The organism is Paenibacillus sp. FSL R7-0210 (assembly GCF_038009085.1).
Classification (GTDB): Bacteria; Bacillota; Bacilli; order Paenibacillales; family Paenibacillaceae; genus Paenibacillus_AQ; species Paenibacillus_AQ silagei.
Window position 1 is genome coordinate 7,578,687 of record NZ_JBBPAR010000001.1, and the last position, 23,716, is coordinate 7,602,402.

Here is a 23,716-nt window from a genome sequence, read left to right on the forward strand (position 1 = left end):
TCTAATTCGAAGGAGATTTTTAATGTTTATAGAATTTGATGACTATCTTTCAGGATATTTTACGGATGATTATTGGTATGATGAAGGTTTTTTAATTGCACAGGAGATGCTGCTGAAATTCTCCCCACGGGATTGGGGGGAATTATCAAATGGAGTATTGAATAAGCCAGTAGAGTGGCAAAGAAAATTAGCATATTGTTTGCATAATGAATCTAGCATGGATGAATTGAATATGTTATTGAAACTGCTAAATACTGATGATGAAGAGTTATTCGAAATTTGTATTGATGCATTAAGAAGTTTTACTAGTTCAGAAAGTAAAAAACTGATATTAAAAAACCCTTCAATTCTACAGAAGATTCATGAGTTAATTCCCATTTCAGGGGAAGCGACAAAAAAAGTATTTGAAGCTTTTCTGGAGAAGATACAGAGCTGACGATATTATTGGTGGGGGCTACCCAAAACCCATGTAATACCTGTATAAAGATTTGTTCATTTTGGTTGTACGTGCATTAAAAGCTTTATTTTCATAACTCAATTCCCGCAATACCGATACAATGAACAGGTTGATTATGGTCAGATACCACCATGATTGACCTGTTTGTGCTATCCACGCCTAGTAGAGTATCAGATTTTAACTTGTGAAAAATACTTTAACTAATCGCTTGCTGAGAGTTCTGCCGCGCCCCGATTAGGGTGTAAGGGATCGGCTTAATTGCAATCTGTACAACTAAATCACCCGGAGTGCGGCCGAATCTCAGGTTAGCTGTATTTCGTGCAATTAAAATGTCTCTGTACCTGGATTTTTGCCCAACGTGGCAGATTTAGTTGTACAAAATATAGTTAGAAGAGGAAAGCCATCCGTTTCATTGTTTTTAGTTGCACAGAATACACTAATCTCTGATGGTTCGCTACAACCCGGGTGCATTCTTTACTCCATCCAAAATATGAGTTCCTCCATCTGTTACACTGAGTCCTCCAGCAGAGGGGGCCCTGACTTCACCATTTTAAATCTGATGCTGTACTAGTTAGACGGCCTGAGATGATATAATGAATAGGTCAGGCTGGCGCATAGTTACGTTCTTCAGGTCGGAGTTGTAAACATGGCATGATTGGCATTTACTATAGAGTACATACGGCTACGGCCGATGATATAGATTGCAGGAGGCGCGCGGATCATATGGGGAAGAGACAGGGATCGCTGTTGAAGACGGCGGTTGGACTTATGCTTGTGTTTGCTGCTTTACCGCCTGCGACGTACTGGGGATACGAGCATGCGTATGCTGCAGCGGATTCGGCGGTGGTGCAGACGACACAAGGAATGACGCAGAAGCTGGCCGGAGCGATGAGTAACCGCAGAGAGACGATTACCTTCACTTATCAGGGCAAGACCGCCAAGCTGAAGAGTGAGATCCAGACGGCAATTAATCAGGCGATGGGGAGCGATCCGTACCTGTATTATATTATTGACAGCTATGCCTTCTCCTACCGCGGAAGCACGCGCGCTGTTCATGTGACGGTTCAGGTGGAATACCGGGAGACGCTGCAGCAGACGGCCTATGTGAACAAGCAGGTGAAGGCTATTCTGCAGCAGATCATAACACCGGGGATGAACAATCACCAGAAGGTAAAAGCGATCCACGACTGGGTTGTGCTGAATCTGGAATACGATCACTCGCACCGCAAATACACCGCTTATGAGGGACTTCAGACCGGGAGTGCGGTCTGCCAGGGCTATACGCTGCTAACCTATAAGCTGCTGCTGGGGGCGGGGATTCCGAACAGAATTGTGGAAGGGACGGCCAGGGCGGCAGACGGTGTGACCCAGTCGCATGCCTGGAATCTGGTACTTCTGAACGGGGCATGGTATCATCTCGACACCACCTGGGATGACCCGGACCCGAGTCCGGAGGGCGGAATCAGCACGGTCTATTATATGAGGACCGATGCCCAGATGCGGCTTGACCACACTTGGACGAAGTCCTATCCGGCGGCCTCCACCAGTTATGCACAGACCTTGACTAAGCTGGTCAATCAAGGGGGCCAAGGGGTGGAGGCATACAAGAGGCTGCAGAAAGACCTGAATTACTGGCTGTACGAGGAGAATCAGGTGGTCTCGTCAGCGGAACAGCTCGAGAAGCTTGCGAAGCAGGCGGCAGAGGCCGGACAGCAGTCGCTGCTCTTCCGCTACCGGGGAAGCGACAAACTGCTGAGGCAGGATCTGCAGGTGCTCTACGGGCTGGGACTGAATAACCTGGCCTTCAACAGTTCGCCGTTCGAGAATACAGGAGATCTTAAGGTATATGTGACCTGGAAATAAAAGCGTGCAGCTACCCGGCGAACCAGCCAGGGTGCACTTCAGGCCCTGGTCTCCAGGAATTGGATGGTCTGAAGCTTGTTTGTTGAAGGGTTGAAGCGGACCATCACGAATACGCCGAATTCCCGGCCTGCCTTGCTCCGGACCACCAGCTTGAACTTCTCTTCTGCAAGCTTAGGCTTGATCTGGGTCCGGCCGATGTGCTTGTAATCGATGATTTCGGCGTTGTATTTCTGCTGCGTCTCCTTCACGGCAATGGTTCCCCACCGGGCATAGTCAGGTGCAGCGGAGCTCCGGCTTAACGGGCTGCTCAGGACCAGGGCTAACGTCAACAAGGCTACTGTCCATTTTTTTTTCATAAAGGCCTCCTTGAACTGGGATTACAGGTTAGCGTCCCCCGGCCCCCGCGCCTTTATACGACTCCCTGGAGCACAGCTCTGGGGTTTTAGTATTTTCCGTACCCGTTCTCACAGGTAATATTCATTTCGAGAAGCTCGTAAAGAGACTGCTTGGAAGCCTCCAGGTTTTTTTGCGCAGCTTCAATTTCCGTAATTTTGTCGGCAATGATCCGTTTTTGTTCCTCTTTCGATATTCCCTGCTTGGAGATCATCGATTTAATATCGTGGATTGAAAATCCAACAGCTAAGCTATTCTTTATGACTTCAAGATACGGAATAATCTCCGGGGCATAATTCCGGTAATTATTCTCTTCTCTGAGGATGTACTCCTCCGTAATCAGGCCTATTTTCTCATAGTAGCGCAGGGTTGATATCGGAAGGTCAGCCTTTTTGGCAACTTCACTGGTTTTCATGGCAATCCCCCCATTTATTGTTCTTGCTATGAAGTATACTTTATAGTTTACAATTCTTCTAGTGATGATACGTTCACGTTCATCCGTACCATTCCGTATATAAAAGGAGAGAAATGTACATGAGCACAATGATGGGGAAATACCAAAAAACCAATGATTTCAATGAAATTGTTCTGGAGCGCCGTTCCGTGAAAGTCTATGATCCTGAGGTGAAGATCAGCAGAGAGGAACTGACCGAGATTCTGGCGGAAGCTTCCCGCGCCCCCTCTGCGATTAACATGCAGCCGTGGCGTTTCCTGGTCATTGACAGCGCTGAAGGCAAAGCGAAGCTGGCACCGCTGGCCTCCTTCAACCAGACCCAGGCGCTCACCTCCTCGGCTGTGATTGCTGTATTTTATGATACGAACAACGTTGAATATATTGACGAAATTTTCGGCAAGGCTGTAGAACTCGGGTACATGCCCCGCGAGGTGATGGACATGCAGCTGCAGCAGGTCAAGCCTTATTATGCGAACATTTCCGCGTCCGAATTGCGGGATGTGAATCTGATTGACTCGGGGCTTATTTCGATGCAGTTAATGCTGGTGGCCCGCGCCCACGGATATGATACCAACCCGATGGCCGGCTATGACAAGGAGCATATTGCAGAAGTGTTCGGCCTGGACAAAGAACGGTTCCAGCCGGTCATGCTGATCTCGATAGGCAAAGCCGCCAAAGAGGGGTATCCATCCTACCGTCTGCCGGTTGAGACGATCACAACCTGGGCATAAACAGCAGTTGCCGGAATTCCCACGAAGAGAAGCAAACTTAAGCTAGTAAAGCGTCAGAGTTACAACCCAAAATCTAACGGACCGGAGAGATCTTATCCCCGCGAAAACGCCACTTTTTGCAGTGTAACGGACTCAGGCGACCTTAGAGTCTCTCTATGAGACGTTTCGGAGCTGAAGTGCAAAGGATAAGGCCTGTGGAGTCCGTTACTCGCCCAATAGGCGACTTTCTTCCCAAATAAGCGCACCTCAGTCCGTTACGCTAAGCCAAACGCCCTGAAGAACAAGGCCCGCTTGGAAAAAAGATGTTATTTGAAGGGGACTTGCGTCTGATCCACTATTTTAAATCTGATAAGGTACTAGCAATATATAAAAGACCGGTTTTGGCCCACTTTTGCGGGATCAAAACCGGTCTTTTGCTGAAAGATAAGAATTTATATGCTGCTGCAATGAATCAGTCTGCGTGGGTGCTCAGATCACACTTCTCCAGCGGGATAAGGCTGCTCTTGCGGAACCAGCCATAGCCCAGCCAGATCAGCAGGAACAGCGGCACACTGACATAGGAGACCAGAATGCCGTACCAATCGATCTTCGCACCGGTGAAAGCGCCCATGTTCTGGCCGAATACAGCGACCATACACAGAGCGAAGGCAAACAGCGGACCGAACGGGAACCATCTTGCCCGGTAAGGCAGCTCCTCCAGCGAATGGCCCTGCTTCACGAAGGCCCGGCGGAAACGGTAATGGCAGACGGCAATTCCGAGCCAGTTGATGAAGCCGCACATCCCAGAAGCGTTAAGCAGCCAATTGTACACCGCGCCGTCTCCGAAGAAGGAGGCGAGGAAGGCGAGCATGCCGACAGCGGTTGTCACGAGCAGTGCGCCTACAGGAACACCTCTGCGGTTCAGCTTGCCGAGCGCGCGTGGTGCCATTCCATCCTTGGCCATAGCGTACAGGACACGGGTGGAGGCGTACATCCCGGAGTTCCCGGCAGACAGCACGGAGCTGAGAATCACGGCATTCATGACCGAGGCGGCAATCGCCAGCCCTGCTTTGTTGAAGACGATGGTGAACGGGCTGACGCCGATATCATCAATACCGCCGCGGAGCAGATCGGGATTCGTATAAGGAATCAGCATACCGATGACGGCAATGGCGAAAATATAGAAGATCAGGATGCGCCAGAACACCTGGCGGATCGCGATCGGCACGTTGCGGCGCGGATTCTCGCTCTCTCCGGCGGCTACGCCGACCAGCTCTGTTCCCTGGAAGGAGAACCCGGCGGCCATGAAGACCCCCACGAAGGCGAAGAAGCCGCCATGGAACGAGCTGCCTCTGAGCTGGAAGTTGCTGAAGCCCACCGCCTTGCCGCCCAGAATCCCGAAGATCATCAGGACGCCGACCGTCAGGAAGACGACCACCGTAATAATCTTGATAATGGCGAACCAGTATTCCGACTCGCCGTACCCCCGCGCAGACAGGAAGTTCAGGCCGAACATGAGCGCCAGGAAGAGCAGGCTCCACAGGAACGAAGGACTGTCCGGGAACCAGTACTTAATGATAACGGTGGCCGCTGACAGTTCAGCTGCAATGGTTACTGCCCAGTTGTACCAGAAGTTCCAGCCGATAGCGAAGCCGAAGGCAGGACTGACGAACCGTGTACCGTAGGTGCTGAAGGAACCGGAATCGGGCAGATAGGTTGCCAGCTCCCCAAGGCTGGTCATCAGAAAATAGACCATAATGCCGACGGCCGTGTAGGCGAGCAGTGCTCCGCCCGGACCGGAGGAGGCGATGGCCCCGCCGCTGGCGAGGAATAATCCGGTTCCGATCGAGCCGCCGAGGGCGATCATGGTCAGATGTCTTGCTTTGAAGGATTTGCGCAGGCCCGGCGTATTGGCGTTGCCCGCCTGTACTGCCGGCCGTTTAGGCTGCTGTGCTTGCATGAATAAGACACTCCCTTTAGATTGATAGTTCTGTTCACAGTGGGAGTGCCGCTGCCTGCATGTGCCGGTGTCTTCTTCCCGGCATGCTGCACGCAAAAAAACCGCAGACGGACGCTGCGGTTTCCTGATTATAGGCTCCGCATCATACTCCCTGTTAAGATAGCGCAACACAGTGCAGCTCCCGCAGTCTCCTGACAGGCGGCAATACACAGTGACAGTTCCGCGCCTTTCGGCAAACGGCCCCAATCGTAGCTGCGGACTAAGAGCAGCAGTTACGATTTCGGCGGATATTCCTTTGGGCGCGTATCACTGATGGCTCTTAGGCATCTCCACGCGCTTACTCTTCTTATCCGCGACCTCTACCTCATCCTAGGTATGATGAGGCTATCTTTGAACGATATGAACAACAGGAATCAGTATAAGGCATACCGGCTTCTCAGGCAATGACAAAATACGGCAGGTTCACGTCAGCTCCGCCGGCGCTCTGACATCTGCTGCCAGACAGTACCCGCCGCTTCCTCGCCGGACAGAATCCGCTCCAGCGCCATCTTGGCCTGCAGCCCCACCTCGAATTCGGGGTCTTCGGCAGCAACGCTCAGCGCGTCCTGGGCCTCGGCTGTCCCGACTTCATACAGGAAGCGTGCCGCCCGCCAGCGCACCAGCTTGCTGGCATCACTCAGCGACGCCGTCATCACCGGCGTCGCCGCCGGGTCGCCGATGTCGGAGAGCGTGTCCCCGGCTGTGCGCCGCACGGCCGGGGCGCTGTCCTTCATCGCCTCATAGAGCAGCTCCATCGCACCTGGCGTGCGGATGTCGCCCAGGTACACGACCGCAAGTCTGCGAATCTGCAGCTTGGGGTCGTGCAGCGCCGCCCGCAGCTCCGGCAGGAGCTGCTCGCCCGGCGCCAGATCCTCCAGCGCGGCGTAGCGCACGCGCCAATCCGCATCGTGCAGGTCCCGCAGCAGCTCGGCCAGCTCTTTCTTGTGCCGCTGCTCGACGAACTCGCCGGCAGCCCCGTGCGCGATGGCCTGCTGCACGAGGGAGTCGAGGCGTTCCTGCGGATACGCCGCCTCCAGCTCCTGCTCGACCTCGCGGGCAATCTCCGGCGGCTCGCCGTAGCGTACGCCGTAATCACTGAGCTTGCGCTCCTTGATCATCACGGCGCTGGCCACATCGGTCACCGCCTGGGTGAAGCGGCTGGAGAGGGCGATGCGCTCCTCCTTCGCGCCGGTCTTGACGCGGATCTGGATCGGGATGCCGCGGAACATCTGCACGAACACCTGGGACTCCCCGTAGTGGGTGCCGTCATTCTCATCGCCGAGACTATATTCCGCACTGAGGCCGTCCGCTCCGAAGCGGTTCTGGACCTCGCGCAGAATTGCAGCCCAGTCCGCACTGCCTTTGCGCTCCAGCGCGGCGAAGTCAGCGGCATGATAAATACTCGTAACGCCTGGAATCTCCAGCATCTCCTGCGCCCAGGAAGGGGCGGAGCGCCGGGTCTCCGGGGTATAGGTCCGGCGGATACCGGGTGCAAGGCTTTCATCGAGATGAAGCTTCATGGTATTTGGACTCGGTGTCGGTTCAATAAATGTAATCTTCATATGTCAGCTCCTCTTCTAAGTAGCATAAGCACCGTTTGCTTTACCCGCATTTTACCTCATTTAAGCAAGTGAATACAAAGGGGCCGTAAGTCCGGACGTTTCCCGCCCGGCCATTTGGGTACAATTTGTAATGAGCGTCCCGCAGGGCCCTGTAGTTTTGCAAATGATTCTGCGGAACCCTATAGTTAAGATATGTGGTTTGCCGCCGGCAACAGAAACGGCAAATCTGCTATAAGGAGTGGTTCATGCTATGGCCAGAATACGTTATAACAACATCGACAATGTAAGCACCGATAAAACACTTAAGGAATTCCGCCAATGGCGCGAGGAACGCCGCCGGAAGAAGAAGGATTACACCTATAAAGTGCCGAATCATCCGCCGCGGCTCGACTATCTGGCCGGGAACCGGCTGGAGACAACGATTACGTGGATCGGGCACTCTACCTTTTTTCTGCAATACGAAGGGCTTAATATCATCACCGACCCGATCTGGGCGCGGCGGCTGGGCTTCGAGAAGCGGATCGGGCAGCCGGGCATTCCGCTCGCGGATATCCCGCCCATCGATCTGATCCTGATCTCCCATTCCCATTATGATCACCTGCATATCGCGTCCATCCGCAAGCTGTACCGGGCAGGAACAACCCTTGTGGTGCCTGCCGGACTTAAGCGCAAAATGCTCCGCAAGGGCTTCCCGAACTGTCAGGAAATGCAGTGGTGGGAGGAGATTACACTGGGCGCTGTCAAGCTGACGTTTGTCCCGACCCAGCACTGGACGCGGAGGACGCCGTTCGATACGAATTCCTCGCACTGGGGCGGTTATGTGCTTCAGCCGGCAGACCCGCAGAAGCATCCGGAGGGGGAAGAGGGCAAGGCGCAGCATAAGCTGCTTCCGCCGAACCTCTATTTTGCCGGAGACAGCGGCTTCTTCCCGGGCTTCAAGGAGATCGGCAGACGCTTCAAGCTGCATGTTGCGCTGATGCCGATAGGCGCTTATGAACCTGAATGGTTCATGAACTCCCAGCATGTGAATCCCGAGGAGGCCGTGCAGGCCTTCCTTGATGTAGGCGCCGAGCTGATGATTCCGATGCACTTCGGCACCTTCAGGCTGGCCGATGATACCGCCCGCGAAGCGCTGGACCGGATGGAGCAGGCCAGGGTGGCGCAGGGGCTTGGCGAGGAGCGTATCCGTACCCTCGGGTACGGGGAGACGCTGGTCGTGCAGCCCGAGGAACGCCCGGCGGGGGAATAGCCCGTAGAAGGCTTGTATTAAACACTTCTACTTAAATAAGAGCCGTAATAAGGGCCATTTTGCTTGATTTTATGCTATAATGAGCCGGAACCTATGTGAAAAGGATGGTAATGCTTAATGATCAGCACAAGCGGTATAACACTCCGCTACGGAAAACGCGCACTATTTGAGGATGTAAACATAAAATTCACACCCGGCAACTGCTACGGTCTGATTGGCGCGAACGGCGCCGGCAAATCGACCTTCCTAAAGATTCTGTCCGGAGAGATCGAAGCGAACATCGGCGATGTGCACATCACACCCGGTGAACGTCTGGCCGTACTGAAACAGAACCATTTCGAGTATGACGAGTTCCAGGTGCTGGAGACCGTAATCATGGGTCATACCCGCCTGTATGAAATTATGAAGGAAAAGGACGCCCTGTACGCAAAGAGCGACTTCACCGAAGCAGACGGACTTCGTGCCGGTGAGCTGGAAGGCGAATTCGCGGAGCTGAACGGCTGGGACGCCGAGCCTGACGCAGCCGCCATGCTGATCGGTCTTGGTATCATGCGTGAGATGCACGACAAGAAAATGGCCGAACTCAGCGGCAACGAGAAGGTGCGGGTCCTGCTGGCCCAGGCCCTGTTCGGACGTCCGAACAACCTGCTGCTCGATGAGCCTACCAACCATTTGGATCTTGAATCGATTGGCTGGCTGGAGAATTTCCTTATGGACTACGAAGGCACCGTTATCGTGGTATCCCATGACCGTCACTTCCTGAACAAGGTCTGTACGCATATTGCGGATATCGATTTCGGCAAAATCCAGATGTATGTCGGCAACTACGACTTCTGGTATGAGTCCAGCCAATTGGCCCAGGCGCTGCAGCGCGATGCCAACAAGAAGAAGGAAGACAAGATGAAGGAGCTGCAAGCCTTCATTCAGCGCTTCTCGGCGAACGCCTCGAAATCGAAGCAGGCGACTTCCCGTAAGAAGCAGCTCGAGAAGATTACCCTGGATGACATCCGTCCGTCCAACCGTAAATATCCGTTCCTGAACTTCAAGCCGGAGCGTGAAGCCGGCAAGCAGCTGCTTACGATCAGCGGCCTGACCAAGGCAGTGGACGGCGAGAAGGTGCTGGATGAAGTCAGCTTTGTAGTCAACAAAGGGGATAAGATCGCTTTTGTAGGACCGCATTCCCAGCCTAAATCCCTGCTGTTCGATGTCATTATGGGCGAGAAGGAAGCAGATGCGGGTGAGTACACTTGGGGAGTGACAACTACCCAGGCGTATTTCCCTAAGGATAACTCCAGCTACTTCGACGGGGTGAATATGAACCTGGTGGAATGGCTGCGCCAATACTCCAAGGATCAGGACGAGACCTTCCTGCGCGGCTTCCTGGGCCGGATGCTGTTCGCCGGCGAAGAAGCACTGAAGAAGGCAAGCGTATTGTCCGGGGGCGAGAAGGTCCGCTGTATGCTGGCCAAGATGATGCTGAACGGAGCCAACGTGCTGGTATTCGATGAGCCTACCAATCACTTGGACCTGGAATCGATCACCGCGCTCAATAACGGCCTGATCGACTTTGACGGCACGATCCTGTTCACCTCCCATGACCATCAGTTCATCCAGACGATTGCCAACCGCATTATCGAGATTACTCCGGCTGGAATCATTGACCGTACGATGAGCTATGACGAGTATCTGGAGAACCCGGAGATCAAGGAAATGCGTGCCCGGATGTACCCTGTAGAGGCTTAAGAACTAGATATAGGCAGAATGAACAGTTATGAGTTCATATACAAACGGCTGCGTCGTCCCCGGAGGGATTACGCAGCCGTTTATGTTCACCATATACAACAACCTAGAAGTCTAGGAACCGCCAGTCCGGCGGCGCTGATTGTTAGGCTTCTTGTTATTCTGGCTTTTCAGCGGCTTCGCGGAGCCGGCCTGGAAGGTTGAACCCGGTTTTCCTGAAGCATGCTGTTTCTTCTGCTCCAGCTTCTGGCGGATCGCATCAGCCAAATTAATTTTTGGTTTCTCATTGTTCTCGCTCATTATGTTACCCCCTTAGGCAGCAAGTCCTTATTCCTTATTCTAATTGTTTTTAAATGCTGCTACAAGGGCAAGAATAACTCAAAGAAAGTTTTCCTGTAATTATGCGGCAAAGGATGGGAGGGGCGGCAGAAATGACCGATATTTATGAGGATATACGCAAGGGTGAAAAGGGTGCGATGGTCAGCATTGCTGCTTATCTGGTTCTGTCTGCCTTCAAGCTGATCTGCGGCTACTTGTTCGCTTCCAGTGCGCTCCTGGCGGACGGATTCAACAATTTAACCGATATTGTGGCCTCGCTGGCGGTGCTGATCGGGCTGCGCATCTCGCGGAAGCCGCCGGATTCCGATCACACCTACGGGCATTTCCGGGCCGAGACGATTGCGGCGCTGATGGCCTCTTTCATTATGGCGCTGGTGGGTATTCAGGTTATTGTGGAGGCGGTGCGCTCGCTGTTCGAGGGGGAGAAGGCCACGCCGCAGCTCTGGTCTGCCGGTGTTGCGCTGGTGTGTGCGGTAGCGATGATGGGGGTATATATATATAACAAGCGTCTGGCCGAGCGAATTAATAACCATGCTCTGATGGCTGCTGCCAAGGATAATTTCTCGGATGCTATCGTAAGCGTAGGTGCAGCTGTAGGGATTGTAGGGGCACAATTCGGACTGCCGTGGATCGATTCCGCGGCTGCCATCGGAGTCGGCTTGCTGATTATCAAGACCGCCTGGGATATTTTCCGCGATTCCACGTACCGGCTGACGGACGGATTTGACGAAGACAAGCTGCTGGACCTGCGCAGCACCATTGCCCGGACACCGGGCGTAGAGGGCATCAAGGATCTGAAGGCCCGTGTACACGGCAATCATGTGCTGGTGGATGTAGTCGTAGAGGTGAATGCCCGCATGACAGTCATGGAAGGGCATGAGATCAGCGACTCGATTGAAGAACGGATGACCAAGCTGCACAACATCATGCATGTGCAAGTTCACGTGGAGCCCAAGGACTAACATTCCATGATTTCTCCTAGTTAGCTGTAATTTCCACCAAATACAAGGAGAAATCGAGACTATAGACCTGTATGTTACCATAAGATGGAAAGGTTTTTTGTGAAATTTGGAGCATGTTCCAAATCCCGGGCCAGCCTATAATGAGGGCAGAAAGCAACAAACGTAGCGCGCGCCGTTGTTGATTTTCTTAATACGCTAAGCGGGGGAACGCTATGATCGTATCACGCAAGAAAATTACAGCATCGTTATGGGTTTCCGCATCACTGGCATTATCCTTGGGAGTGTTCAGTCCCGGGCAGGCTTTCGCTGCAACCGATTCTTCGATTACAACGCTTGCGGCGTCCGCTGGACAGACAGGCATCATTGAAGCTTCGGTACGGCTGCGTACAGATCCGTCTACCAGCAGCACGGTATTGAAATATCTGAATAAAGGCGACCAGGTTGTTATTCTGGAAGCTGCGAACAGTTACTGGTACAAAGTAAGAACGGCAGAGGGAATTGTGGGGTATATGAGCTCGGGGGATTCCTATATCCGGGTAGGTACAGCTTCCGCACCTGCGTCCCGGACAGCGGTGATTCAGGCCACGGTCCGTGTAAGAGAGACCCCAGCAACCAGCGGGCAAGTGGTTGGATATCTCTATAAGAATGACCAGGTAACCATTCTTGAAGAGACCAACAGCTATTGGTACAAAATAAGAACGGCAAACGGGACGGTGGGTTATACAAGCTCATCCGATCAATATATTACAGCGGGTGCTTCATCGCCGCCTGCTCCAGCCACTCCAGCTCCAACACCTGCACCTGTTCAGACACCGGTGCCGGCACCTGTTCCAACACCAGCTCCGGCACCTGTACCTACAGCCGGGCAGACTGCTGTGATTGAACGAGTGATATCAGTGGGCATGGGCTATCTGGGAACACCATATGAATACGGCTCTGACCGCAATAATACAAGTACCTTCGATTGCTCTGATTTCATCCGCCAGATCTTCATGGATGCAGCGAACTTGAAGCTGCCTGCCGATTCCCGGCAGCAAGGGGACTGGGTGAAGCAGAACAGTGGTGCAGTTACGGATGTATCCGGCTTGAAGCGGGGCGATTTGATGTTCTTCATGGATTATAAAGGAACTTCTCCCTCTGCTTATGCCGGAATCAACAAATCTACGGCAAGAATTACGCATGTTGCCATGTATTTGGGTGACGGGAAGCTGCTGCATACCTATTCAGTAAGCTCCGGCGGTGTAAGAGTGGATAATCTTAGCGCTTCTTGGATGAACCGTTTCCTGTACGGAGGCTCGGTCATCCGCTAATATATACAGCTAGGACAGCAAGAAGCGACAGGCAGTACAAGTTTGTGACGGGTGAACTACAAGCGGGTGTATGGCGGGGTTATCCCTCCAGTAGAAGATTCTACTGGAGGGATAACCCTTTTTATATGTTTTGGTGGGGGAATTTAGCATCCATCAGACGCAAAAAAAGGCCGTTTGGATTGGCGTCCACGTGCCTTGTTAGGTACATCCGTTGAGTCATAGCTGCAGCATATGAGTGGAGCAGCTATGACTCCTATATGTCCAATCGCTTATGGATTGATTACGTATGCAGAGGCAGGAACCTTGATCCAGGCTTTACCCAGCCAAGTGTAGATTTCTCTCCATTCGTTGCCCATAGCGTCTTTTGTGATCACACCAGTAGTATCCACAGTCTGTGCACCCAACCAGCCAATAGCAGTTGTGCTTCCCGCAGAAAGATGGAATGCTGTGAGTTTGGTCAGAATGATCTGAGGTGTTGCTGGCTTGATGTCAGCTTGTGTAATTACCGGGTCTGCCGGGTTCAGGTAAGTCACTCCGGTTACAGTAGTTACTGCATCGGAAGAAGTGGTTTTGGTAGTTTCTGTTGTTCCTGTTACTACCTCAGCTGCGGAAGCTGTTGCTGCCAAGGAAGCCATAAGACCCATTGCTACTGTTAAACTGGCTAATTTTTTCATCGATGATTCCTCCTAGGTATGATGGTGAGATGTTCTATGTTCATGCTGTGCTAATAAGGATGTAAACATAAATTGCATTGAATGAACCAGCGGCATCAATAAATTTTATTTTTCTTGTCCGGCCTTAGCGGGGGAACGCTTCATTACGGACTGAATCACGGATGACAACCTGAGCGGAAAGGCCTATACTTTTTGAAGGGGAATGAAGCCCATTTCAACACTACATAAGACTGGCGGGAACAGCAAGAGGCCCGGGGATCTCCTGGCGGAGACCTCCGGGCCTGCAGCACTGCCTGTCCGGCAGTCAGCTAACGTGGGCTTGCCTACATAGATCGTCCTCTGCGCCCCATAAAGAGTGAGACCACGAAGAGGACCAGGAAGATGTAGAACAATACTTTGGCGATGCCGACAGCCGCCGCCACAATATTGAAGAATCCGAAGATACCGGCAATCAGGGCGACTACCAGCAGAATTATTGACCATCTTAGCATGAGATGTCATCCTTTCTGTGCGTTGATGTAGTCATTGTTTAAACGGCGCGTATCCATTTGAAACAGGGAGGAAAGGAAGAGGATTCCAGGGGCTTGGCCTTTGTTTCGGCCTAATTCTGTAAGGGTAACTATGCAGTATCAGACAGTGCAAACCGATAATTTACACACTTGGAAGGGGTTATCTACAATGATCATTGAACTTAGCGTAGCACTGGCTGCTATCGCATTCGCAGTACTCGTATTCTTTTTAATCAAAACCTTGAAGTCAGCGAAGGAATCGCTCGACAAGGTCAGTCAGACTCTGCAGGAGGTTCAGAAGACTATTGATGAGCTTACTTATGAAGTCAAAACAACTGTCCGGCATGCCAATGACATCACAGCGGATGTGCAGGGTAAAATTCAGAAGATTGACCCGATCGTGGATTCTGTAAAGAATCTGGGCGATGTCATGAACGAGCTGACATTGACCGTGAAGCAGGTATCTGTAACGGTAATTGAGAAATTCCGTAAATCACGTGAACTGAAGGATAAGGCAAAATCGGTATCCATCGCAGAAGCCCCGTTAACACCGGCCGAGGAGAGAACCGTGCAATCCTATGAGGCAGTGAGTTCAAGCAAATCCAAGGGCAAGATAGCCTCAGCCCTCAAAGGCGTGGATGCAGCCGCTGCAATCTGGCAGAAATTCCGCCATTAATACGATGGAATGAAATACGGCGGGGCTCAGGACGGGGCAATACCAGCTCATGAAAGGCGGGAACTCTATGAAAATGGTTATTCTCTTGCTTAGTCTGCTTGCTCCCTTCATATCTGCACCGCCGCAGGATGAGACTGTTTCTCCCGCTCCCGGTACCGCTGCACAGCTGCCGGTAATGTTCGCCTTCGAGCATAGCACAGCTGCCGATCTCTACATAAGCAGCTTCGACTCCTTGTCCGGTATTAGCTTATATATGACGGAAGAGGAGCTGCTGCAGATCAAGGGAACCCCTCAGCAGATTGTTGAAGATCCTTGGGCCGGGTGTCTTGAATATCAGTATGCCGATAGCTCGGCGGGGGTATGCGGCGGTGTTGTCCTGTATGTTCATGCTTCGCCTTCCCAGGCCGGACAATATGGTCTGAGCCTCAATGGACGGATGCTTAATCCGCAGGCCATGAACGTGCAGGATATGCTGGGAGCGCCTGATTTTGAAGCTGAGGATGGGGATGTTTATATTAGAGGAGAGGCTGCGCTCAAGATCTACCGCAATACGGAGAGCGGCGAATGGGCCGGGCTGGATTTATTCGACGCGTATTCCTTCTGAAGCTGTTTCAAGCGCGGCGATTTGGGTTAAAGAATGCTCAGTCATCCATCCGGTGGCTGGGCCCTTATTCATTATGAAGGAGAGTGATCTCATGGATTCAACAGGTACACAGGCTTATGCCAAGCTCCTGGAGAACGGCGTTCAGGCGATCGAAGAAGTGAATCGGCTCCGTAGCAGCGGCTACACCAGAGAGGATCTTTATGTGATCAGTCACGATGAAGACCGCGAAGGGCGTATCGTGGACGCCGCAGATACTAATGAAGTGGGGCTGAGTGAAGAAGGGCTGTTCGGTGCCATTGCCAACCTATTCCGTTCGCGCGGCGACGCTTTACGCTTCAAGATGACTTCACTGGGCTTCAGCGCAGCGGAGGCGGCATTTTACGAGAAAGAGCTTGATACAGGCAAGGTTCTGGTCATTGCCAAAAGAAACCCACAATAATTGCGGGTCGGCTTCGCTGACCTTAATAGTACAATAGCGTAACCTCCAGTCCCACTAGATGTTAGTGGAGCTGGAGGTTACTTTGTTGAAGCCGGGACCTGCTTTATGCCAATATCTAGCTGGTTGGTAACAGGCCGTGTAAATATCGTATGATAGAATGACAGAGCTGCGGGTTAGGGCCTTAACACAATATTCGCGTGAGGTGAGGAAGCTTGAGAATATTAATCGTAGACGACAATCCTACCAATGTAATTATTATCCGTGAGATCCTCAAGAAGGAAGATTACCGGAATTTCATAACGGCTTCGTCCGCCAAAGATATGCTGAAGCTGCTGGGCGTCGGTGTGGGGGAAGAGCCCCGGCCGTCCGATGTGGATCTGATTCTGCTGGATATGATGATGCCGGAAATGGACGGAATTGAAGCCTGCCGGGTGGTCCAGCAATATGAGCATCTAAAGGATATTCCTATTATTATGGTTACGGCTGTAGGTGACTCCAAGAAGCTCGCAGAGGCGCTGGATGCCGGAGCGGTGGATTATGTTACGAAGCCGATTAACAAGGTGGAGCTGATGGCCCGTATCCGCCTCGCGCTGCGGCTGAAGCGCGAGAAGGACTGGCATAAGGAGCGGGACCAGCGGATACAGGATGAATTGAAGCTGGCTGCCCTGGTGCAGAATGCGGTACTCAGTCTGCCGCTTGCCGAGGAGACCCTGGAGGTACATGCGATTTACCAGCCTTCCTTCGAGTTGGCCGGGGATCTGTATGCCTGGTATCCGCTGGGAGACGGGCGCTATGCGGTCATCCTGCTGGATATGATGGGCCACGGTATCTCGTCCTCCTTGTTTACCATGTTCCTGGCCTCGGTCCTGAAGGATACCGTAACGACCTATGTGGAGCCGGAGAAGGTTATTCAGGAGCTTAACAGACGCTTTAATCAGCTATATATTGAGAAGCAGCTGGTTCAGTATTATTTCACGGCGATCTATCTTGTCATTGATACCCGCATGAAGCGGATTAATTATGTGAATGCCGGGCATCCGCCGGCGCTGTTTTTTGAAGGGGAGGCCAAGACGCCTGTTCTGCTTGAGAGCAACGGCCACCCTGTCGGGCTCTTTGACCGGATCGATATTCAGCAGCAGAGCCTCAGCTACGAGGACGAGGGTCATCTGGTGCTGTTCACGGACGGCCTTATGGAGATGGTAGAGGGTGAACAGGAGGAGCAGCTGAAATTCATGGTCGGGCATTTGAATGCCACTCATGACTGGCAGGAAGACCTGGTGCGCGCTGCCTTCCTGAGCGAGCCAGTTAATTCGGAACGTGATGACGATAAATGCCTGGTGTGGATCTCGCTGAAGAAAGGAATCGATAAGGAATGAAGATTAAGGCTAAGCTGCTGATCGGATTCAGCGCCATGCTGGCGATTATGCTGGCGCTTACCCTGATCGGGTATGACAGGCTCCATTATATGAGCAATCAGCTGGATAGCTACCAGGAGAGATATAGCAAAGGCCGTGCTTCTTCGGGACTTCGCGGGGAAGTGAACGACATGGCACGGATACTGACCACTTCCATGCTTAATGCCGATACTGTAACCCTGGAAGCGCAGAAGGCGGAAATTGACAGCAAGGTCCTGAAGTCTGCGGAGCATCTGGAGAATATTAAGGCCTCTCTGAAGACGGCAGAGGAATTGCAGATGTTATCCCGGATTGAGAATGCCTATTCCGGCTATCTGAAGTATCAGGACAAGGTCCTGGAGATGCTGAGTGCCGGATACTTTCAGAATGCCAACACGTACCGCAATGCAGAAGGACAGGATATTCAGAACGAGGTGCTTAACAGCCTGAATGCATTGTCTGATTACAATGCCTTCCGGATGACGGAGGAGACTGCTAACGCCCAAGAGGCTTCGAGCAGATCGATTCAGATGGTAACCCTGATCATGATCTTAGGGCTGCTGCTCGGGCTGGGTGTCATTCTGTGGGTGATACCGAGCATCACGCGCGGTCTAAGTGTCGTCTCCATGATGATTACCAGCTTCGGCAACGGTAAAATGCGGGCGATCCGCCGGATCAAGGTGAAGTCGAAGGATGAGATCGGCGATGTGGCCCGGGTATTCCAGCGGATGGCCGAGGATCTTGAGCAGAAGCAGCAGCTTGAGAGATCCTATGCCCAGGCACAGAGCGATCAGGCCTGGCTGAATGCCAATATTGCCCGAATTACGGAGCTGCTGCGCGGCGTCAGCTCACTGGATCAGGTAGCCCAGACCTTCATCAGTGAGTTCACGCCTGTGCTTGGAGCGCAGTATGGTGCCGTCTATCTGAAGAGCCAGGATAATCCGAACCTGCTGGTCAGCAGCGCTTTTTATGCCGGTGAGGAGGGGGTTACGCCCAGGGAGAGCTTCGAGATCGGTCAGGGACTGGTCGGACAGAGCGCGTTGGATAAGCTGCCGATCAAGCTGACGGAGGCGCCTGACAACTATATCTCAGTGTCTTCGGGATTCGGGGAGTCGCATCCAAGTTATATATCGATCCACCCGCTTTTATTCGAGGATGAGGTTCTGGGTGTTGTGGAATTCGCTTCCTTCACACCATTCTCGGTGCTGCAGAATGAACTGCTGCATCAGCTCTCCAATAATCTGGGGATTATTCTGAACAACATCAGCCGCAGGCTTGTGGTTGAGGAATTGCTGCGCGAATCGCAGGCGCTCACGGAAGAGCTGCAATGCCAGTCGGAGGAACTGCAGACCCAGCAGGAGGAGCTGCGCCGCTCTAACGAGAATCTGGAGGAGCAGACGGATGCCCTGAAGCGCTCAGAGGAGCTGCTGCAGCGCCAGCAGGAGGAGCTGGAGCATTACAATACAGAGCTGGTCTCCAAGACACGTGCCCTCCAGGATCAGGTGCAAGAGGTTGAAGAGAAGAAGGATGAGATTGAACATGCCCGTATGCAGCTGGAGAAGCAGGCTATGCAGCTTGCAGTAACCAGTAAATACAAATCCGAGTTTCTGGCCAATATGTCCCATGAGCTGCGTACTCCGCTGAACAGCCTGCTCATTCTCTCCCAGCTTCTTACGGAGAACAAGGAAGGCAATCTGAGCGAGAAGCAGGTCGAATTCGCCCATACCATCTATATGTCAGGTGCAGATTTGCTTAAAATGATTGATGAGATTCTCGATCTGTCCAAGGTCGATGCCGGCAAAATGGAGCTGAATCATGAAGAAATCCCGCTCGTCGAGCTGAAGACCTTCGTGAAGCAGAACTTTGCTCCACTGGCTGCGCAGAAGGGGCTGTCGCTGCGCCTGTCCTTTGACGAGCCGCTTCCGGACAGTGTATATAGCGACAGTCACAGACTGAAGCAGATCCTGCGTAACCTGCTGTCCAATGCCTTCAAATTCACGAGCGAAGGGTATGTAGAGTTCTCTGTTAGCCGTGCGGACGTCAAGCGGCTGCCTGCCTATCTGCCGCATGAATATGATTATATTGCCATATCCGTCAAAGACAGCGGGATCGGCATCCCGTCAGATAAGATGGATATCGTCTTTGAGGCGTTCCAGCAGGTTGACGGTACGACGAGCCGCAAATATGGCGGCACGGGGCTTGGCCTGTCGATCAGCCGCGAATTAGCCCGCCTGATGGGCGGGGCCATCGGACTGGAGTCCCGTGAAGGGCAAGGCAGCGTATTTACACTGTATTTGCCGGTTCAGGGGAATTTTAGCCTGCTGCCGGGAGCGGTTGAAGCCGCTCCTGCCGGGGAGCCCTTGCAGCTTGAGGAGTTCCGGGAGGAACTTTCATGGGATAAGGCAGGGGACATCACGCCTACACCTGCTAAGCCTGTAGTTGTGGAAGATGACCGGGAATCCCTTGCCAGCGGCGACAAGGTGCTGCTGATTATTGAGGATGATGAGAGCTTTGCCAAGATATTGCTGGGCATGGCCCGCGGACGCGGCTTCAAGGGGCTGGTAGCCCTGCAGGGTGATATCGGCCTGCAGATGGCCAAGACCCTGCTGCCGGACGCGATCATCCTCGACATCCAGTTGCCTGTCTTGGACGGCTGGTCGATTCTGAGAGAGCTCAAGAGCGACTCCCAGACACGCCATATTCCGGTGCATGTAATCTCTGTGAATGATGAGATGAAGCAGGGGCTCATGATGGGAGCGATGGCCTACCTCAGAAAGCCGTCCTCCCGTGAAGCGCTGGACCGGGCCTTCTCGCAGATTGAGAATTACACCGCCAGCACGATGAAGCATCTCTTGATTGTCGAGGATGACGATATCCAGCGCCGTTCCATCGAGGAGCTTATCGGACATGACGATGTAGTGATTACGGCGGTGTCTTCAGGCCAAGAGGCGCTGAATGAGCTGCACAAGCAGAGATATGACTGTATGGTGCTTGATCTGATGCTGGATGATATGACCGGCTTCGAGCTGCTGGATCAGATCCGCGACGATGAGGAGCTGAACGATCTGCCGATTATTATTTATACCGGCAAGGATCTGGACAGCAAGGAAGAGACCAAGCTGCGCAAATATGCGGAATCTATTATCATCAAGGATGTCCGCTCGCCGGAACGGCTTTTGGATGAGACCACGCTGTTCATGCACCGGGTAGAAGCAAATCTGCCGGAGGATAAGCGTAAAATCCTGCAAAAGCTGCACAATAAAGAGGAACTGTTTGAAGGCAAAAAAATACTGCTCGTCGATGATGACATCCGCAACGTCTTTGCCCTCTCCAGCGTGCTCGAAGGCTATCACATGGAAGTGAAATTTGCCGAGAACGGCCGCGAGGCCATCGACATGCTTGTCGAACAGAGTGATTATGATCTGGTGCTGATGGATATGATGATGCCGGAGATGGACGGATATGAAGCTATGCGCCGCATCCGGCAGATGCCGCAGTACCAGAAATTGCCGATAATCGCCCTCACAGCCAAGGCTATGAAGGAGGACCGGGCCAAGTGTATTGAAGCCGGAGCCTCCGATTATATGAAGAAACCGATCAGCACGGATCAGCTTCTTTCGTTAATGCGCGTCTGGTTGTATTCGTAAGGGTGATTTCGGGGTAATAGCTATACAGCAGGTTCAAACCAAGTACGGAAATAAGGCGCAGGCAAGGGAGTATTGATGACAATGGCAGCGATGGAGCACGGATATGAGGGTCAGGGGAATCCGCCGGAGAGCAAGCAGGAGCTTGAACAGATTGAGATTGAGCTGCTTCTGAACGGAGTACACCGTTTGTATGGATATGACTTCAGGAATTATGCCCTGCCTTCCTTGAAGCGGCGCATCTGGCATCATGTCCATGCGGAGAGCTTACCTACTATTTCTGCCCTGCAGGAAAAGGTGCTGCATGACCGTGCCTGCTTCGAGCGGTTCGTGTATAGTCTCTCGATCCCTGTGACAGAGATGTTCCGTGATCCCGGACTCTTCCTGACCTTCCGTCAGAAGGTCATTCCGCTCCTGCGGACCTATCCTTATATCCGGATCTGGCATGCCGGCTGCTCGACAGGCGAAGAGGTCTACTCGATGGCAATTATGCTGCATGAGGAAGGATTATATGACAAGGCTAGAATTTATGCCACGGACATGAACGCCCGTTCCTTGCAGCAGGCCAAAGAAGGCGTGTACGAGATTGGCAAGATGAAGCAATACACCAAGAACTACCTTGAGGCCGGAGGCACGGGTGTCTTCTCGGAATACTATACAGCGAAATATAACTCAGTGATTCTGCAGCCGTATTTACGCAAGAACATCATTTTTGCAGAGCATAATCTGGCAACGGACACTTCCTTCAACGAATTCAATGTGATCCTGTGCCGGAATGTAATGATCTACTTCAACGACGAGCTCCGCGATCATGTGCATGGCTTGTTCCATGAGAGCCTCAGCCGTTTCGGAGTGCTGGTCCTCGGTTCCAAGGAATCTATTCATTTCACACGATACAGTGACAGCTACGAGCCGCTGGACCGGGTAGAGAAAATATACCGCAAAAATAAATAGCGGGTAAGGAGGGACCTATGGGGGTTCAGGAACCGATTCATATACTGCTGGTTGACGACCGTCCCGAGAATTTGCTGGCACTCGAAGCCGTCCTTGAGAGTCAGCATTACAAGCTTGTCAAAGCCAATTCTGGAGAAGAAGCACTGCGGTGCTTATTGAAATATGAATTCGCCGTGATTGTTCTGGACGTTCAGATGCCGGGTATGGACGGGATCGAAACCGCCAAGTTAATCAAAGCCAGGGAGAAAACCAAGGATATTCCGATCATCTTCATCTCTGCCAACAGCAGGGAGTCCGAGCATCTCTTCGCAGGGTACTCTGCCGGCGCTATTGATTATATGGTCAAACCGTTTATCCCGCAGATTCTGAAGTCGAAGATTGAAGGCTTTGTGAATATGCATCTGACCAGCAAGAAGCAGCAGATTCAGGCGATGCAGCTGCAGCAAAAGACGCTGGAGCTTGAGCGCATGAACGGTGAACTGATCAAAGCCAAGGAAGAGGCGGAGATCGCGGCTAAGGCCAAGACCGAATTTCTGGCGATGATGAGTCATGAGATCCGCACGCCGATGAATGGCGTAGTGGGCATGATTGATCTTTTGATGGAGACCCAGCTTGCTCCTGAGCAGAAGGAATATACAGAGATTATCCGTAAAAGTGCGGACACACTAATAACCGTGATTAACGATATCCTTGATTTCACCAAGATGGAATCGGGCAAAATGGAAATGGAAGAGCAATTATTCGAGCTGCATACCACCGTTCAGGAGGTATTTAGTCTGTTCTCGGCGGAAGCCGGCAAAAAAAATCTGGAGCTGGCCTATTTCATCGACCAGAAGCTGCCGCGGCTGATTTATGGAGATATGGCCCGGCTGCGCCAGGTGCTGATCAACCTCGTATCCAATGCGGTGAAATTTACCAACCAGGGCGGCGTTTATTTAGTTGCTTCCCTTCTGCCTTCAGCGGATAATAAGCTGGTAATAGAATTTACCGTTAAGGATACAGGCATTGGAATTTCACCGGAGAAATGTGACCGGCTGTTCCAGCCCTTCTCCCAGCTTGATTCCTCCATGACGCGTAAATACGGAGGCACAGGCCTCGGCCTCGCCATCTGCAAGTCCCTCGTGGGCATGATGGGCGGAGATATCCGTGTAGAGTCGATGGAAGAGAAGGGGGCTACCTTTGTATTCACTATCCAGGTTGCCGTGCCGGAGGAAGAGCTGGAAGGCGGCTGCCGGGAAGAGGACGGTACAGCGGACGAGGTAGATGAAGCAAGCCGGAGCAAAGTGCTGGTCGTAGATGACCATCCGATTAATCAGCGCCTTATGGTCAGCATGCTGGATAAGCTCGGATATTGTGCCGATGTTGCTGAGGACGGGAACCAGGCTGTAGAACTGGCCCGGCAATCCGAGTACGATTTTATCTTCATGGACCTGCAGATGCCTGTGATGGATGGTCTTGAAGCCACTTCCCTGATTCGTGAGGAGAGCAGCGGTTCGCCTGACAAGACGGTGATCATTGCGATGACTGCGAATGTGATGGAGGGGATTCAGGACCGCTGCACCGCTGCCGGAATGGACGGCTACATCAGCAAGCCGCTCAAGCTAAGCAGCATCAAACAGATGATCTCCAGATATTCAGGCAGAGATAACCCCGCAACCGCGCGGAACACTTCGCTTTTCAACGCATGACCCATGATTTACCAGTGCCGTCTTGTCTATTTGTTGTTTCAACCCTAGGCTATTAGGGTTATTGGTAAAGAAAACATTTAACCAGGAGAGTTGTCT

The 23,716-nt window shown here is 52.4% G+C and carries 21 protein-coding genes and 1 riboswitch; of the genes, 14 read left to right on the forward strand and 7 right to left on the reverse strand.

The features are described 5' to 3' along the window. Positions 1-22 precede the first annotated feature (22 nt). Complete coding sequence (locus tag MKY64_RS32455; protein ID WP_340957939.1) at positions 23-436, forward strand: hypothetical protein; 414 nt, start codon at positions 23-25, stop codon at positions 434-436. A 744-nt stretch (positions 437-1,180) separates the two neighbouring features. Further along, the gene (locus MKY64_RS32460) at positions 1,181-2,320 is read left to right on the forward strand and encodes a transglutaminase domain-containing protein (RefSeq protein WP_340957940.1); all 1,140 of its coding nucleotides are present in this window, start codon (positions 1,181-1,183) and stop codon (positions 2,318-2,320) included. A 38-nt stretch (positions 2,321-2,358) separates the two neighbouring features. On the opposite strand, the gene MKY64_RS32465 is transcribed toward MKY64_RS32460, so the two are convergent. Beyond that, complete coding sequence (locus tag MKY64_RS32465) at positions 2,359-2,676, reverse strand: DUF3889 domain-containing protein (RefSeq protein WP_340957941.1); 318 nt, start codon at positions 2,674-2,676, stop codon at positions 2,359-2,361. 86 nt (positions 2,677-2,762) lie between these two features. Then, a complete protein-coding gene (locus tag MKY64_RS32470) occupies positions 2,763-3,128 on the reverse strand; it encodes a MerR family transcriptional regulator (RefSeq protein ID WP_339311612.1) in 366 nt (121 codons plus the stop codon). A 131-nt stretch (positions 3,129-3,259) separates the two neighbouring features. Here MKY64_RS32470 and MKY64_RS32475 point away from each other — a divergent pair, with 131 nt between their 5' ends. Next, on the forward strand, positions 3,260-3,898 hold the full coding sequence (locus MKY64_RS32475) for a nitroreductase family protein (RefSeq protein ID WP_445323383.1): 639 nt from the start codon (positions 3,260-3,262) through the stop codon (positions 3,896-3,898). A 451-nt stretch (positions 3,899-4,349) separates the two neighbouring features. On the opposite strand, the gene MKY64_RS32480 is transcribed toward MKY64_RS32475, so the two are convergent. Both MKY64_RS32480 and MKY64_RS32485 read right to left on the reverse strand, forming a co-directional pair. Next, a complete protein-coding gene (locus MKY64_RS32480) occupies positions 4,350-5,837 on the reverse strand; it encodes an amino acid permease (RefSeq protein WP_340957943.1) in 1,488 nt (495 codons plus the stop codon). A 152-nt stretch (positions 5,838-5,989) separates the two neighbouring features. After that, positions 5,990-6,207, reverse strand: a riboswitch (Lysine riboswitch). A 97-nt stretch (positions 6,208-6,304) separates the two neighbouring features. Further along, positions 6,305-7,438, reverse strand: coding sequence for a conserved virulence factor C family protein (locus MKY64_RS32485; protein ID WP_340957945.1), 1,134 nt, complete (start codon positions 7,436-7,438; stop codon positions 6,305-6,307). A 250-nt stretch (positions 7,439-7,688) separates the two neighbouring features. On the opposite strand from MKY64_RS32485, the gene MKY64_RS32490 reads away from it, so the two are divergent. Next, positions 7,689-8,687, forward strand: a complete 999-nt coding sequence (locus tag MKY64_RS32490) for an MBL fold metallo-hydrolase (protein ID WP_340957946.1) — start codon at positions 7,689-7,691, stop codon at positions 8,685-8,687. Positions 8,688-8,804: 117 nt separating this feature from the next. After that, positions 8,805-10,430, forward strand: coding sequence for an ABC-F family ATP-binding cassette domain-containing protein (locus tag MKY64_RS32495; protein ID WP_036730319.1), 1,626 nt, complete (start codon positions 8,805-8,807; stop codon positions 10,428-10,430). A gap of 111 nt (positions 10,431-10,541) precedes the next feature. Here the strand turns inward: MKY64_RS32495 and MKY64_RS32500 are convergent, their stop codons facing one another. After that, positions 10,542-10,727, reverse strand: a complete 186-nt coding sequence (locus MKY64_RS32500) for a hypothetical protein (protein ID WP_036694961.1) — start codon at positions 10,725-10,727, stop codon at positions 10,542-10,544. 131 nt (positions 10,728-10,858) lie between these two features. Here MKY64_RS32500 and MKY64_RS32505 point away from each other — a divergent pair, with 131 nt between their 5' ends. Both MKY64_RS32505 and MKY64_RS32510 read left to right on the forward strand, forming a co-directional pair. Then, positions 10,859-11,728: a cation diffusion facilitator family transporter gene (locus MKY64_RS32505; protein WP_076080437.1), complete on the forward strand. Its 870-nt coding sequence runs from the start codon at positions 10,859-10,861 to the stop codon at positions 11,726-11,728. Positions 11,729-11,940: 212 nt separating this feature from the next. Next, a complete protein-coding gene (locus MKY64_RS32510) occupies positions 11,941-13,038 on the forward strand; it encodes a C40 family peptidase (RefSeq protein WP_340957948.1) in 1,098 nt (365 codons plus the stop codon). A gap of 269 nt (positions 13,039-13,307) precedes the next feature. On the opposite strand, the gene MKY64_RS32515 is transcribed toward MKY64_RS32510, so the two are convergent. Further along, positions 13,308-13,712, reverse strand: coding sequence for a hypothetical protein (locus tag MKY64_RS32515; protein ID WP_036730313.1), 405 nt, complete (start codon positions 13,710-13,712; stop codon positions 13,308-13,310). Positions 13,713-14,035: 323 nt separating this feature from the next. Continuing rightward, positions 14,036-14,203 carry a DUF1328 domain-containing protein gene (locus MKY64_RS32520; RefSeq protein ID WP_036730311.1) on the reverse strand — a complete coding sequence of 56 codons (168 nt, stop codon included), beginning with the start codon at positions 14,201-14,203 and terminating at the stop codon, positions 14,036-14,038. A gap of 187 nt (positions 14,204-14,390) precedes the next feature. Here MKY64_RS32520 and MKY64_RS32525 point away from each other — a divergent pair, with 187 nt between their 5' ends. The 7 genes from MKY64_RS32525 (at position 14,391) to MKY64_RS32555 (ending at position 23,620) form a co-directional block, all read left to right on the forward strand. Beyond that, positions 14,391-14,897 (forward strand): DUF948 domain-containing protein, encoded by a 507-nt coding sequence (locus MKY64_RS32525; RefSeq protein WP_036730309.1) that lies wholly within the window; start codon positions 14,391-14,393, stop codon positions 14,895-14,897. A 67-nt stretch (positions 14,898-14,964) separates the two neighbouring features. Further along, the gene (locus MKY64_RS32530) at positions 14,965-15,501 is read left to right on the forward strand and encodes a hypothetical protein (protein WP_340957951.1); all 537 of its coding nucleotides are present in this window, start codon (positions 14,965-14,967) and stop codon (positions 15,499-15,501) included. Positions 15,502-15,592: 91 nt separating this feature from the next. Then, the gene (locus MKY64_RS32535) at positions 15,593-15,940 is read left to right on the forward strand and encodes a general stress protein (protein ID WP_036730305.1); all 348 of its coding nucleotides are present in this window, start codon (positions 15,593-15,595) and stop codon (positions 15,938-15,940) included. A gap of 212 nt (positions 15,941-16,152) precedes the next feature. After that, positions 16,153-17,316 (forward strand): SpoIIE family protein phosphatase, encoded by a 1,164-nt coding sequence (locus tag MKY64_RS32540; RefSeq protein ID WP_209876814.1) that lies wholly within the window; start codon positions 16,153-16,155, stop codon positions 17,314-17,316. Further along, positions 17,313-20,981 (forward strand): response regulator, encoded by a 3,669-nt coding sequence (locus tag MKY64_RS32545; RefSeq protein WP_340957953.1) that lies wholly within the window; start codon positions 17,313-17,315, stop codon positions 20,979-20,981. Before MKY64_RS32540 ends, MKY64_RS32545 begins: the two co-directional genes overlap by 4 nt. An 81-nt stretch (positions 20,982-21,062) precedes the next feature. Next, complete coding sequence (locus MKY64_RS32550) at positions 21,063-21,932, forward strand: CheR family methyltransferase (protein ID WP_036730299.1); 870 nt, start codon at positions 21,063-21,065, stop codon at positions 21,930-21,932. Between the two features lie 17 nt (positions 21,933-21,949). Beyond that, complete coding sequence (locus tag MKY64_RS32555; RefSeq protein ID WP_339251302.1) at positions 21,950-23,620, forward strand: response regulator; 1,671 nt, start codon at positions 21,950-21,952, stop codon at positions 23,618-23,620. The last annotated feature ends 96 nt before the right edge of the window (positions 23,621-23,716 follow it).

Coding starts and splice junctions, on each gene's coding strand:
- MKY64_RS32455 (WP_340957939.1), top strand. CDS start 23: ATGTTTATAGAATTTGATGACTATCTTTCAGGATATTTTACGGATGAT.
- MKY64_RS32460 (WP_340957940.1), top strand. CDS start 1,181: ATGGGGAAGAGACAGGGATCGCTGTTGAAGACGGCGGTTGGACTTATG.
- MKY64_RS32465 (WP_340957941.1), bottom strand. CDS start 2,676: ATGAAAAAAAAATGGACAGTAGCCTTGTTGACGTTAGCCCTGGTCCTG.
- MKY64_RS32470 (WP_339311612.1), bottom strand. CDS start 3,128: ATGAAAACCAGTGAAGTTGCCAAAAAGGCTGACCTTCCGATATCAACC.
- MKY64_RS32475 (WP_445323383.1), top strand. CDS start 3,260: ATGGGGAAATACCAAAAAACCAATGATTTCAATGAAATTGTTCTGGAG.
- MKY64_RS32480 (WP_340957943.1), bottom strand. CDS start 5,837: ATGCAAGCACAGCAGCCTAAACGGCCGGCAGTACAGGCGGGCAACGCC.
- MKY64_RS32485 (WP_340957945.1), bottom strand. CDS start 7,438: ATGAAGATTACATTTATTGAACCGACACCGAGTCCAAATACCATGAAG.
- MKY64_RS32490 (WP_340957946.1), top strand. CDS start 7,689: ATGGCCAGAATACGTTATAACAACATCGACAATGTAAGCACCGATAAA.
- MKY64_RS32495 (WP_036730319.1), top strand. CDS start 8,805: ATGATCAGCACAAGCGGTATAACACTCCGCTACGGAAAACGCGCACTA.
- MKY64_RS32500 (WP_036694961.1), bottom strand. CDS start 10,727: ATGAGCGAGAACAATGAGAAACCAAAAATTAATTTGGCTGATGCGATC.
- MKY64_RS32505 (WP_076080437.1), top strand. CDS start 10,859: ATGACCGATATTTATGAGGATATACGCAAGGGTGAAAAGGGTGCGATG.
- MKY64_RS32510 (WP_340957948.1), top strand. CDS start 11,941: ATGATCGTATCACGCAAGAAAATTACAGCATCGTTATGGGTTTCCGCA.
- MKY64_RS32515 (WP_036730313.1), bottom strand. CDS start 13,712: ATGAAAAAATTAGCCAGTTTAACAGTAGCAATGGGTCTTATGGCTTCC.
- MKY64_RS32520 (WP_036730311.1), bottom strand. CDS start 14,203: ATGCTAAGATGGTCAATAATTCTGCTGGTAGTCGCCCTGATTGCCGGT.
- MKY64_RS32525 (WP_036730309.1), top strand. CDS start 14,391: ATGATCATTGAACTTAGCGTAGCACTGGCTGCTATCGCATTCGCAGTA.
- MKY64_RS32530 (WP_340957951.1), top strand. CDS start 14,965: ATGAAAATGGTTATTCTCTTGCTTAGTCTGCTTGCTCCCTTCATATCT.
- MKY64_RS32535 (WP_036730305.1), top strand. CDS start 15,593: ATGGATTCAACAGGTACACAGGCTTATGCCAAGCTCCTGGAGAACGGC.
- MKY64_RS32545 (WP_340957953.1), top strand. CDS start 17,313: ATGAAGATTAAGGCTAAGCTGCTGATCGGATTCAGCGCCATGCTGGCG.
- MKY64_RS32550 (WP_036730299.1), top strand. CDS start 21,063: ATGGCAGCGATGGAGCACGGATATGAGGGTCAGGGGAATCCGCCGGAG.
- MKY64_RS32555 (WP_339251302.1), top strand. CDS start 21,950: ATGGGGGTTCAGGAACCGATTCATATACTGCTGGTTGACGACCGTCCC.